Genomic DNA, 12,909 nt, shown 5'->3' with positions numbered 1-12,909 from the left:
AGATGGCAGGCGGAGCGGCCGTGACCCTCGCTTATGGCGCGCTGGCTGCAGGCGCAGCGCCTTTAGCAGCGGTCTTAGTCGTTGGTTGGGGGGTAGGGCTTGGGGTGCAATATGTGATGATCCATTATGGGATCGATAAGCGAATTGAAAATGCTTTGAAGCGTTGAAAAGGATTCTGGCTAATGATTTTGGACTCCGATTATCTTAAGCGTGGTGCTTGGGTCTGTTTCAGTGTGCTTGTATTTGCCATGATTCTCGGGCTCTCTGTTGTACCGTTCTTCTGGTCTGTCTATTTATTTATTTTTATCTTGAAGGTTAGCTGGTTTCTTTACCTGATCTATTTTTGTGAGAGGTTCACATTTTATCTGTGGTCAGTCTTAGCCAGTGTGCAGGGTTTTCTGATCATACTGGCGAGCAGTATCGCCTATTCTTCCGCCGCCGACGTATGGGGGGCAGCAAGTGCTGCAGCCTCTATTGCAGGCTTGTTACCTACGGCTTTAGTACTTTTGGTTTTTTATATAATCACTCACACAAAACCGTCGTTTCATCCATTTGAATACAGTGGAAACAAGGTAAGGGTGGTGCCGAAAGTTAGCCAGAGTACTTCAGCAAGGTATCCTGTTGCCTTGTCGGCTGGTGCATCTACGCTAGCGGCGAGTGTCTTTATCAAATTTTTTGGCGTGTCGGCGGCGGGAGTCATTGGTGCGGTCGTTCTGTCCACCTGCGCTTTAGTCATTCTCTACCATATGCGTCATACAGTTAGAGCACTACGCACTCTAAACATGAGCGAAAAAAAAACCTCAGTGCCCTATACGTTTATGCAAATCGACGAGATTCGCCAAGCGCGCAGTCGCTGGTGGATCAGCAGATTTGTCAAGTGGGCAGGTTCCCGGCGAAAGTCCCCGAGTGCCTGATTGTCGATGATTCCAATGCGCAGGTTTACGCCTGATCTCGTGTTACTCGGTTTAAGGAGTAGTTGAAGCGATGGATGTTTCCTCACTGTTTTCGGCGCAGAACAGGCGCCTGTTCAAGCTGACCATGGCCCTCAAGGGTGGCCAGGAGTTGTTGCTTGAGTCCTTTGCCGGGAGTGAAGGTCTATCGACTGATTTCGGGTTTCAGCTGGATCTCATTTCCGATGACGCGAGCGTAAAACTCAAGTCCGCCATCGGGCAGGCGGCGACGATTGAAATCCAACTCGCCACCGGCGGTAGCCGTTATATCAACGGCCACGTGCTGAGCTTCGGGAACAACGGCAGCGATGGCGGCATGTCGAGCTACTCAGCCTATGTGGGTTCATGGTTGAGCCTGATTGCGCAGCGGTACGACTCTCAGATCTACCAGGATCAGACTGTCGAGGACGTAATTACCAAGGTTTTCAGTCGGTATGAAGGCCTTGCCAAATATGAGTTTCGTGTCAATCGGACCTTGAAACCTCATAGCTACATCACTCAGTACCGCGAGAGTGACAGTCACTTCGTCATGCGATTGCTAGAGCAGGAAGGGCTGTTTTTCTACTTCGAGCACACGGCCGACAGTCACACCCTCGTCATCATGGATGACTCTACTGTGTTTACGCCGCTGCCAGAGCAGCCGCAGGTGCGTTTCCACACAGCGTCGGTCACTGAAAATGCAGACTCCATCACCCACTGGACGTCTGCTCGAGAATTCCAGGCCAGCAAGATCTCTGTGCAAACGTTTGATTACCGGCAGCCGGGTAATCGCCTCCCCGTGACAATGAACAGCCTCAACCAACTGGGCGTGTCTGGCACGATTGACTGTCATGGCTAGCACTCCCGACTTCGACCGCCATCCTACGATTAGATATCCGGTGCCATGCATTTTCTCATCATTTTTACGCTCGGCAATGATTGGCGAAATAGTGTCGATCAATTTGTTGTCGCCTATAACACCCCGCGAGCGCTCGACTTACGGTCATTCCAAGGCACGGAACTGAATGAAAAAACTTTGCAACAGGATTCGTCTCGCTGCTTTGCCCATCGCAAAATCGATCGACCGGGTTGACAGTGGGAGGTGCATCAGTGTCTCCTTTGCCGCTGCGAAACATCGTAACGATTTTGAGACTGTGATGCCGTTCGCGCTTCTGTGGGGCCTGTGGCACTTTCGAGTTGCGGAGCGGTCCCAATGTTCAGCAATATTTCCACGCTGGGCTTGTTGGGCTGTTGATGGTTTGCGCTCGCGCGTCACCGGCATTGATGCCTGCTCTCATTTACTCTTACTGATGCGCGCGAAGCTCGTGTCGTCCCTGATTTTGGGGCTGCCTACACGGCCGATTGCGAACTTGTACCGTGGCGAGTCATCGGTCCGTGATCGACGATTCAACAAGGCTCCGGCCCCCTTGTCGGCTCGTAACCTGTTGTTGCTGAGCATGGCGGTAGCGTTCTGCCCCGTGCCATCAAGGAGATTTACATGATGATGGACCTGGCTCCACTGCTACTTCCTCAGAATAGGGGGTTGTACCCTTTGGTAAGCGTTGTCAGTCAAGGGAAGGTTCTCCTTGAACCCTGCTCAGAATGGGAAGCTTTATTTAAGGCCAACGGCTGCATGCTGCTGTCGGTCTGTGAGAATCCTGGCGTTGGAGTCAAGTCGACTACCGCCGAGGCAGGAACCACCGGCGGCGATATCGCCACCACCGTTCTGTGCCAATCGGTGCGCCCTAGCACCTATTTCTCTGACGTCTGCAATTTCCAAACGGCTAGCATTAGAAACTCGTCAAGGACTAAGAGACATACTGGTAGCGAGTTTTTGCCTCCGATCAAGCGGCAGGTGAGGGGACACTCGTGACTAACTTTTTGACGCCTCCAACGTCAGCACCGCTGCGATGCGACCGCAGGCAACCTGGGTTGCTCGGAGGCGGACAGCAGGGATTCGCAGGCGAAACAGCAATGAATTTTTACATGCGCCCTCCCAACCTCGCGGGACTGTACGTTACTGATAATTACACCGCGGCGCTGCTACTAATAAGCCAGCTTTCATCGCCAGATCAAGATATGAGTTCTGCGGAAGCCGAGAGCTCGGCTCTTCTCCTCAGGGAACTGTTGAAGGTAATGGAGGGTGCAAAAGATGTCTCCGTCGAAGCTCTTCAATCATTGCAAAAAGCAGCAGCGGCAATCCCGACGATTGGGCCTTTAATGTTTTCTCCTGGAAACATTCCAGGAACCATCGCGAGCGCGTCCGGACTCGTAATGGCAGCAGCTAAAACTAAAAAATTATCAGATATGCTTGACTTGACCTCAGCGCAACGTACGAAACTTCGTAAGTGGGCCAGTCGCAGGGGTGGCCCAAATGTTAATGAAGCGGGAAAAATTCTAAAGGGACGGATTAAGGTGTTGCGCAAAGCTGGACAGTTAGTTTTGGAGATACCACTGACCCTTGAATCAAAAGATTATAAGATCTTGGGCGAGATTGGGAAACCGGCTGTGACTATCCCTGCCGCAGCAGTGCAAGGCGAGCTTAGCAAAAGAGTTTATCTGCACGCCAATGCTGCGAGAGGTGGCCTAAAATTATTAACAGGCGGCACGGTTGGCGCCGCGTTGGCGGTCGGGCCACAAGCGTATCTCGATTGGACTAGTTCCACTACCAATGAAGAGTTTTATAGAAAGTCCGCAGAGAGTCAGCCCACTAATGCCGTGTCGTTTGTGGCAGGTGCCGCTGTCACGTTTGCGATTGGTTTGACGGGTGCGCCTCTCATAATAGTTATAGCGGTTGGTTGGGGGGCAGGATTACTAGCCCAGCATGCAATGGCCAAATATGGCTGGGATAAAGATGCTGAGGACTGGTTGCTCAAATGAGTACGATATATGATCCAGATGCGCGTACTGTCAAGCAGATCTCGCTAGTGATACTTATATTTTCCCTTTTCCTTGGCTTGATCGGTGTCTGTCGCTTGCCTGGAGATGGATGGGTTTACGGACTGCTCTCAGTAGTTGTTTTTGTTTATATGTTGTATTTGAGATATTGGTGTGAGAGCTACACTGTGTTCGCGCTGAGCTACTTTACTCTAATGATTTTTTTATTGGCACTTGCACCCGCTTGGGTAAGTTATACCGTGGTTACGGATGAATTGGGTAGATCGCGTCTGGAGGGAGGGGGCGTCGCCTGCTTGTTGTTCGGCTTCATCGCTATTCTGTATGGTGTTATTTATTTGACGCCTACGCAAAAATTTCCATTTGATATTGTTGGCAACAAGGTTGCTTCTGCTGCGTCCAATACATCCAGTTTAAAGTGGGGTGTGATTGCAGGTCTTGGTACTTTGGTCGCTGGTTCAGTGATAAGGTCAGTCACTCCATTTACTACAAGCATCCTAATCATTCTACTCTTCGCATTTGGGTGCATTGCAACGCTGATCCATGCTCGCGATCGCATCAGAGGCCTACGCACTCTTCGCATGCAACAAAAAACAATGCCCGTGCCCTACACGTTCATGCAAATCGACGAGATCCGTGAAGCTCGCAGTCGCTGTTGGATAAGAAGACTGTTTAAGTGGGTCGCTTCCTGGCGCAAGTCGTCGGGTATCTGATTTTCGATGATTCTGGCGCGCAGGTTGTAATGCCTGATCGCGTGTTACCGGATATAGGAGTAGTTGAAACGATGGAACTCTCGTCACTTTTTACTGCACAGAACAGGCGCCTGTTCAAGCTGACTATGGCCCTCAAGGGTGGCCAGGAGTTGTTGCTTGAGTCCTTTGCCGGGAGTGAAGGTCTGTCGACTGATTTCGGGTTTCAGCTGGATCTCATTTCCGATGACGCGAGCGTAAAACTCAAGTCCGCCATCGGGCAGGCGGCGACGATTGAAATCCAACTCGCCACCGGCGGTAGCCGTTATATCAACGGCCACGTGCTGAGCTTCGGGAACAACGGCAGCGATGGCGGCATGTCGAGCTACTCAGCCTATGTGGGTTCATGGTTGAGCCTGATTGCGCAGCGGTACGACTCTCAGATCTACCAGGATCAGACTGTCGAGGACGTAATTACCAAGGTTTTCAGTCGGTATGAAGGCCTTGCCAAATATGAGTTTCGTGTCAATCGGACCTTGAAACCTCATAGCTACATCACTCAGTACCGCGAGAGTGACAGTCACTTCGTCATGCGATTGCTAGAGCAGGAAGGGCTGTTTTTCTACTTCGAGCACACGGCCGACAGTCACACCCTCGTCATCATGGATGACTCTACTGTGTTTACGCCGCTGCCAGAGCAGCCGCAGGTGCGTTTCCACACAGCGTCGGTCACTGAAAATGCAGACTCCATCACCCACTGGACGTCTGCTCGAGAATTCCAGGCCAGCAAGATCTCTGTGCAAACGTTTGATTACCGGCAGCCGGGTAATCGCCTCCCCGTGACAATGAACAGCCTCAACCAACAAGGAGATGTCCCGTCCTACGAAATTTTCGACTACATGGGGCAGTACACACACGGCACGCCTGAGGATGGAGAAACTTTGGTGCGCAACCGCATTGAGGCGCTTGAACTCAAGGGCAAGACATTTGTGGGTTCAAGCAACTGCCGTGCAATGCGTCCGGGTTATACGTTTGAGTTGACGCAGCATTATGAACACGACTCAGGATCGGCCGATGATCGGCAGTTCTTGTTGATGAGCATCGAGCACCGGGGCAGTAACAACTACACCTCGGGAAGCCAGGCCGGTTACGGCAACAAATTTTATTGCGTAAGAAAAAAAATAAAATTCCGTCCACAAATGGATTTGCTCCAACCAGCAATTTCCGGCCCCCAAACCGCAATCATCGTCGGCCCACCCGGCGAGGAGATCTACACCGACGAAATGGGTCGCGTAAAAGTGCAATTCCACTGGGACCGCTACGGCCAGTTCGACGACAAAAGCTCCTGCTGGGTCCGCGTCGCACAGTCCGGCGCCAGCGGTGGTTTCGGCAGCATGCAGATCCCGCGGGTTGGCGACGAAGTGGTCGTGGTTTTCCTCGATGGCAACCCCGACCGTCCTCTGGTCATGGGCAGCCTGTACAACAGCCAGAACACCCCGCCATGGTCGCTGCCGGCGAACAAGACGCAGAGTGGATTTTTGACGCGGTCGATGAAGGGTGATGGCGGAACGGCCAACGCTTTTCGCTTTGAAGACAAGGCCGGTGCAGAGCAGATCAGCTTGCACGCCGAGCGCAACATGGACACCGAGATCGAGCTGGACGAGACCCATAAGGTCGGCAACAACCGCTTGGTGACTGTCGACGGCACGCACACCGAGATCGTCAAGAAAGACACAGTGATGAATGTTCAGGAAGGCTCATTGACGATTCAGGTCGATAACCAGTTCATCCAGGTCAACGCCAAGCAGCACATCATTCTGCAGGTGGGGGAGAGCAGCATCACGCTGACGCCGGATGGGATTGAGATCAAGGGCAAGGTGATCAGTACGGTCAGTTCGGGTACTACCCAAATCACCGGTGCCGAGGTGCGGGTCAATGATTGAGGTGTCGGCTCAATGAATCGGACGAGTATTTACGATCGCATTTCCGAAAAACGTTTGGCGCTGGAAGAGGCGGCACGCGAGCAAGCGATGTTGCCCGTGGCTATCCCTGAGCCCGAGCTTGAGCCCGAACCTGTTATTGCGCTGCAGGACGCACCGAGCAGTTTCTCGTTCGGCGGGTTCAATCTGCTGTTTCCGACCGGCTTCAATTTTCGCGACATCCAGACCACGCTTGAGCATGAAGGCGAGCCTATCGTCCTGACGATCAAGCGACGTGACGTCCGCCAAGGCCAGTCACTGACGCAAATGTTCGAAGAGTCCATGCAGCCGTTTCGCAAGCTCTATCCACAATTGCGGATCATTCGGGAGCGTGACTGCACTGTCGCGGGCAACGCGGCGAAGTCGGTGGATTTCCATTTTGTGATGGGCCACGGCGAGCGCCATAGCCGGCTGGTCGGTGCTCTCGTGCCGGTCATAGGGCGAGATGACCCGCAGTGGCTGAGTATTTCTTGTGTGATTGATCCGACCAAGCCGGTGTTGAGTCTATGGCTGGCAGATTTCGACGGTATTCTCGATGGTCTCGCCGTTCGCTGATCGCTCATCTCTTTTGTTGATTTCAGGAATTTACATCACATGGATTACGAGTTGCAGGAAGGAAGCATCGCGCTGCCCACAGGTTTTCAAGACCGCACGGTGAATATGTTCGTCTTGGGGGCAAGTGTTCCGGCGCCCCTGAGCATCACCATTTCCAGAGACATGCTGCTGCCTGGCGAAGTGCTCAAATCCTACGTGGATCGACAGGTCAAAATGCTTGCTTCCAAGCTGCGCGGCTACACGCTGCTGGGCAAAAAGACTGTTTCCGTGTCGGCGTCCTCACCTATCGAGGGCGTCCAGATCGATGCGTATTACATGACGGATGGCCGGCCGTTTTATCAACGTCAGGCTGCCTTTCTGATCGAGACAGGGCGCGCGATCATCTTTTCGACAACGGCGCAGGCCGACTTCAGTGCCGAGCAGAATCAGGACTGGATTAATCTGCTGGCCAGCTTCCAGCCCCGCGAGCCTAGCGTGACCAATACCGACGCCAGCGAACAGGAGTAAAGCTCATGTTCGAAGCGGCCAGGTTCGGTGACGAGATTTCCCATACCAGTGCGCTCGGAGGGTTTCTGATAGGCGCAGCACTCGGTATTGCGTTGGTTGCGACGGTTGCTATCGCAACGTTCACCTGCGGATTCGGTGTGGCGCTGCTGGCAGGGCTCGCGGCCGGCGTGGGCGGTAGCCTGCTGACAGCTGCGGGGGAGGCGATAGGAAAGATGTTTTCCTCACCTTCCGGGACCATTGTCACGGCGTCTGACAATGTGTTCGTGAACAGCCGAAAAGCTGCCCACGTCGAAAAGAGTATTGGTGCCTGCGACAAACACCCAGGCCCCGTGCAAGTTGCTGAAGGGTCGACCAACGTCTTCATCAACAGCACCGCTGCGGCGCGCAAAGGGGACAAGATCACCTGCGGCGCTACCATCTCAAGTGGTTCTGGCAACGTTTTCATTGGCGGTGGTACCCACCGGTATTTACCGGTGGATGACGAAATCCCTGGCTGGCTGCGCACCACTGTCGACGTGCTCATGGCCATCGCAGGTGCCGCGGGCGGCATCGCGCAATTGATCAAGGCGGGCAGCCAGGCAGGCATGAAGGCAATCATGCCTTGTGTCATGAAGTTCACGGCAGGGTTCGTGGCAGGTGAAGTCGCCAGCCGGTACGTCATAGGCCCTGTCATAGACCGCGCCGTCGGTGGCCAGACCGGCAACCCTGTCGACACCACCACCGGACGTAAAGTCATCCCCGATGAAACAGACTTTAGCCTTCCGGGCCTGATGCCCATTGAGTGGTCACGCTTCTACGCCAGCGACCTGACTGTGGAAAGCGTATTGGGTAAAGGTTGGGTGCTGCCATGGGAGCAGAGCCTGCGCCGAAGCGGCGGGTTTGTTTACCTTACTGACAATCAGGGTCGCAGCGTTCCGTTTGTAAATGTTCAGCCCGGCGAGCGCATTTACAACCCTCATGAGCAGGTCTATCTGGTTTGCACCGAGGGCGGTCACTACCTCCTACAAACCCTCGACAACATCTTCTTCTACTTCGGCGAAGTCCCCGACGACAACGCTGAAGTACCGCTGCAACGGATCGAAAATGCTCTCGGCCACTACCTGCATTTCACCCGGACCACTGAGGGCACCCTTACAGACATCAGCGCAACGGGCGGCGTGCGGGTGCATTTGCATTACGACAACCCTTTGGGGCGCCTGACCGACGTCAAACGCGTCGTCGACAACGAAGCCGTTGAAACCCTCGTCCAGTACCGCTACGACGACAACGGTCAGCTCATCGAAGTGATCAATCGCAATGGCGATTCCATGCGCCGGTTCAGCTACGCCGAAGGCGTGATGGTCAGCCACAGCAACGCGCTGGGCCTGAGCTGCAATTACCGTTGGGAAACCATCGACGGTCAGCCCCGTGTGGTCGAGCACTGGACCAGTGACGGCGAGCACTTTCATTTTCGCTATGACGTGAAGGCCCGCGTCACCTGGGCCACCGATGTTGCTCGGCGTGAACTGGAAATTCACTACAACGCTGATCATCGCGTGATCGCGAGCCGTGACTTCGGTGGCGAGCGCTACGTTATCGACATCGATGAAACCGGCAACATGACCGGTCTCACGCTGCCCGATGGCAATACTGTCGAGCTCAAATACGACGATTACGCACGCCTCGTCGAAGAAACCGACCCGCTCGGTCGAAAGATCACCTATCAGTATCACCACTTGACCACCTTGGTGACGCAGGTCAGTTACCCCGACGGCAGCGTCTGGAAAGCCCGCTACGACGACAAAGGCAACCTGATCACCGAAACCGACGCCCTCGGCCACACCACCGAATACCTCAACAGCGACGATGGCCTGCCTCACACCATCATCGACGCCACGCGCAAATCCAAATACCTGTGGTGGAACACCCTGGCGCAGGTCGAGCGTTTTCAAGACTGCTCGGGCAAAAGTACCTATTACCGTTACGACCAGCGCCAGCACCTGGTTGCCGTGACCGATGCGCTGGATCAGACCACAACCCTTGAGCGCAAACCCGACGGCGAAGTGTTGCGCATCGAGCACCCGGACGGCACCGCCGAGTCGTTTACCTACAACGCCCTTGGGCAAGTCCTGACGCACACAGACGGCAAAGGCCAGACCACGCGTCTGCTGCGTACTGCACGCGGACTGCCTGCCAGCCGACAGGACGCCAAGGGCCAGCGCATCAGCTACGAGTACGACAAGGCGATTCGCCTAACCGCGCTGGTCAACGAAAACAACGCTGCTTACCGATTTGCCTACGACGCCTCGGATCGTTTGATCGAAGAACAACGCATCGACAACCTGACCCGACGTTTCGCCTACAACGTCGGCGGGTATCTGACTCAGGCTGAAGAAACCGGCTACGGCGAACGTGCTGAACGGCCACAACGCACGACGGAATTTGAGCGCGATCAGATTGGTCGCCTGGTGGCGAAAGTTAACAGCGACGCCCGTCAGGATTACGCCTACGACGAGGCAGATCGGCTGCTCAGCATCGAGCGTCTGCCTTCCAGCATCGGCAAACAGCTGGGTGTGGCGGCAGAGAAACTGGATTTCGCCTACGACCTGCTGGGCCGCCTGACCAAAGAGACCACCCCAAGGCGCTTTGGCCTACGAATACGATCCGCTGAGCAACCTGACCACGTTGACGTTGCCGACTGGCCAGCACCTGAATCACCTGTACTACGGCAGCGGCCACCTGCACCAACTGAACCTTGACGGTCAGTTGATCAGCGACATGGAGCGCGACGACCTGCACCGCGAAGTGCTACGTACCCAAGGCAAATTGACCAGCTGTTTTGGTTATGACGCCATGGGTCGCAAGAGCTGGCAGTTTGCATCGTCGTTGCCTGCGGAAAAGCTCTCGCGCATTCACAACCCAGGCATCACACCTGAACTGCTGGTCGAGCACGCCTACAACCCGATCCATCGCCGTCACGAATACGACCCGGCCGGGGAGTTGACCAAAACCCTCGACAAACTGCGCGGCGAAATCAAATACGAATACGAAGCCAACGGCCAACTCCACAGCCGTGATACTGGGCAATTGGTCGACAGCGAAGAGTTTCGTTATGACGCGGCGGCCAACCGGCTGAACTTCAACACTAGCCAGTTCGATCACGTCAAAGACAACCGCATCAAGCAGTGGCGAGACCAGGAATATACCTACGACGTCTGGGGCAACCTGGTTGAAAAGCGGGTAGGGCTGGGCAAGCTGCAGACCTTCACTTACGACTGCGAAAATCGTTTGGTCAAAGCGGAAACGCTGGTTGACAGCAAGCTTGAAAGTGTCGGCACCTACCGCTACGACAGCCTGGGCCGCAGGATCGGCAAGACCTCAGAAAAAGACGGCAAAACCGAGCAGAAAACCTTCCTCTGGCAGGGCCTGAGGATGCTGCGCGAAGAACAGCCGGGAAAGAGCAGCCTCTACATTTACGAACCAGGCAGCTACGCGCCGCTTGCCCGGGTCGATCAAAGTGAAGGCGAGGCAGAGAAGCTTTATTACTTCCACACCGACCAGATCGGCACGCCGCTGGAAATGACTGACGCCGACGGCGAAATTGTCTGGCAGGCGACGTACAAGGCGTGGGGCTCCATTGAAACCTTGGCGGTAAACGAGGTTGAGCAGAATTTAAGGTTTCAGGGTCAGTATTTCGATGGTGAGACTGGGCTGCACTACAACACGTTCAGGTATTACGATCCTGAGGTGGGGCGGTTTATTACGCAGGATCCGATAAGCATCCTTGGCGGTGCCAACTTGTACCAATATGCGGTAAACCCTTTGAGTTGGCTCGATCCGCTTGGGTGGGCCGGTAATCCTGCAAACGCTACTCACATAACCTATGAGGGGATAAAAAATGGCAAGCCTTATATTGGATATGCGAGCAAGCCCGGGCTTGGGCACTCTGCTGAAGATGTTTTAAGATATCGATATCCTAATACTTCAGCTTTCAATAAGGCACCCCAGCCCCTATTTGTCGGCGATGGGCAAACCGGTAAAAATACTGCCAGAGGTCTAGAGCAGCGGCTATTTGAGGATCGAGGCGGCTTAGCAAAGACCTCGAATCTACAAAACCCAGTGGGCATAAACAACCCCAATAGAGCTAACTATCTGTCCGCAGCAGATGAATATCGTACACAATCTGGCAGTTCAAAGTTTAAAACAGGAGCAGCGTCATGTTGAAAAGCGTCAAGTGGACAGAGGATGGCGTCGTAGTTGTCAAGATTTGTGAAGGCGTTTTTACATTGGCCCAAATGAGGAAAAACGGCCTAATGGAGTTTTTCGACGTGTTTAGAAAAAATGATAATTGGGAGGATGTGGATCTGAGTAAGAGTAAATTGATTTTTTGTATTTTTGTTGCTGAAAAGCGACTAAGGTCAATTTTTTTTAGATTTTTGGAAAAGCTCGAAGTTCGGATAAACACCAAGCCTATAATAAAAGAAATGTTATCGTTCGAGTGGCTTGCAGAAAATACTTATACTGCAAATTTGATAGAGTTGACTGATGGCTACTCCAGTGTAGGTGCTCGTCTTCTAAAAGCGAATCTGTCAGTTGATAAAGATCTTGAAACGATAGAGACGCATGAGTTTTGTGGTGTTATTGGTGATCCCGAAAAGCTTTTGGCCAGGCTAAAGTTTTTCCACGAAACGGGAGTAAACTGGGATGAAGAAAAAAAATTTATATATCCATCTCTGAGCAGGCCATCCGGGTTTCCTGGTAACTGAGATATGTTTCGAGGAGACTATTAATATGGATGAGTTCTCTGGCAATGGCAGCCCCGAGACCCTTGGGGCTGGAGCGACATAAGAGTCTTCCCCTGTACCTAAAAATAAACTTGTGGACGACCTGGCTATTTCTCTCAGGGGGGAATATGCCTAGTGGGCAGGCAATATTTTATAGTGTCGCCAAAATAAATGACGTGAAGGGCATATTAGTGCCGATAACTAAGTCTAAGTCGAAAATATTTCATATTCAAAGGTTCTATATTCTGACCTCGTATTGGATGTGCGAGTCAGCCAGGCCTAGGGCATGCAACTCAAGATGTATTGGATTATAGATATTCCAATACTGCACGTTTTGATTATGATCCTGTCCAGTTTTTGGGTCGCCAGGCCACACTGAGGCTAATTTGATTGATCTTATTGACGATTATACTAACATTGGTGCCGAGATAGTTAAGCCCTCGCTAACGACTGAGGAGACTTTACAGTTGATTTATGACTATGAATCGTGTGGTATGGCTGGAAATTCTGAAAGGATTTTAAATAGATTAAAGTTTTATCATGACACTGGTGTGAGCTGGGACGAATCTAAAGTATATGTATTCTCTGGCAT

At 53.0% G+C, this 12,909-nt stretch carries 8 protein-coding genes and 1 pseudogene; all 9 read left to right on the top strand.

The window, feature by feature from the left end; genetic code table 11:
* The first annotated feature begins 182 nt into the window (after positions 1–182).
* The 9 genes and pseudogenes from OYW20_RS15830 to OYW20_RS15790 all read left to right on the top strand — a co-directional run bounded on the left by OYW20_RS15830 (position 183) and on the right by OYW20_RS15790 (position 12,299).
* The gene (locus tag OYW20_RS15830; protein WP_268796894.1) at positions 183–914 is read left to right on the top strand and encodes a hypothetical protein; all 732 of its coding nucleotides are present in this window, start codon (positions 183–185) and stop codon (positions 912–914) included.
* A gap of 70 nt (positions 915–984) precedes the next feature.
* Positions 985–1,788: a type VI secretion system Vgr family protein gene (locus OYW20_RS15825; RefSeq protein WP_268796893.1), complete on the top strand. Its 804-nt coding sequence runs from the start codon at positions 985–987 to the stop codon at positions 1,786–1,788.
* Between the two features lie 1,115 nt (positions 1,789–2,903).
* Entirely contained in the window at positions 2,904–3,809 is a 906-nt protein-coding gene (locus tag OYW20_RS15820) for a C40 family peptidase (protein WP_268796892.1), read from the top strand.
* Positions 3,806–4,537 (top strand): hypothetical protein, encoded by a 732-nt coding sequence (locus tag OYW20_RS15815; protein ID WP_268796891.1) that lies wholly within the window; start codon positions 3,806–3,808, stop codon positions 4,535–4,537. Before OYW20_RS15820 ends, OYW20_RS15815 begins: the two co-directional genes overlap by 4 nt.
* A gap of 71 nt (positions 4,538–4,608) precedes the next feature.
* Positions 4,609–6,456: a type VI secretion system tip protein TssI/VgrG gene (gene tssI / locus OYW20_RS15810; protein ID WP_268796890.1), complete on the top strand. Its 1,848-nt coding sequence runs from the start codon at positions 4,609–4,611 to the stop codon at positions 6,454–6,456.
* Positions 6,457–6,468: 12 nt separating this feature from the next.
* Positions 6,469–7,047 carry a hypothetical protein gene (locus tag OYW20_RS15805; RefSeq protein ID WP_268796888.1) on the top strand — a complete coding sequence of 193 codons (579 nt, stop codon included), beginning with the start codon at positions 6,469–6,471 and terminating at the stop codon, positions 7,045–7,047.
* 39 nt (positions 7,048–7,086) lie between these two features.
* Entirely contained in the window at positions 7,087–7,554 is a 468-nt protein-coding gene (locus OYW20_RS15800; RefSeq protein ID WP_268796887.1) for a DUF1795 domain-containing protein, read from the top strand.
* Positions 7,555–7,559: 5 nt separating this feature from the next.
* A pseudogene (locus tag OYW20_RS15795) lies at positions 7,560–11,391 on the top strand (RHS repeat-associated core domain-containing protein); the annotation flags it as partial.
* 359 nt (positions 11,392–11,750) lie between these two features.
* Positions 11,751–12,299, top strand: coding sequence for a hypothetical protein (locus OYW20_RS15790; protein ID WP_268796886.1), 549 nt, complete (start codon positions 11,751–11,753; stop codon positions 12,297–12,299).
* Positions 12,300–12,909 lie beyond the last annotated feature (610 nt).

It is taken from the genome of Pseudomonas sp. BSw22131, assembly GCF_026810445.1.
In the GTDB taxonomy this organism is placed as follows: domain Bacteria; phylum Pseudomonadota; class Gammaproteobacteria; order Pseudomonadales; family Pseudomonadaceae; genus Aquipseudomonas; species Aquipseudomonas huanghezhanensis.
This window is presented reverse-complemented; position numbering and strand designations above follow the sequence as displayed.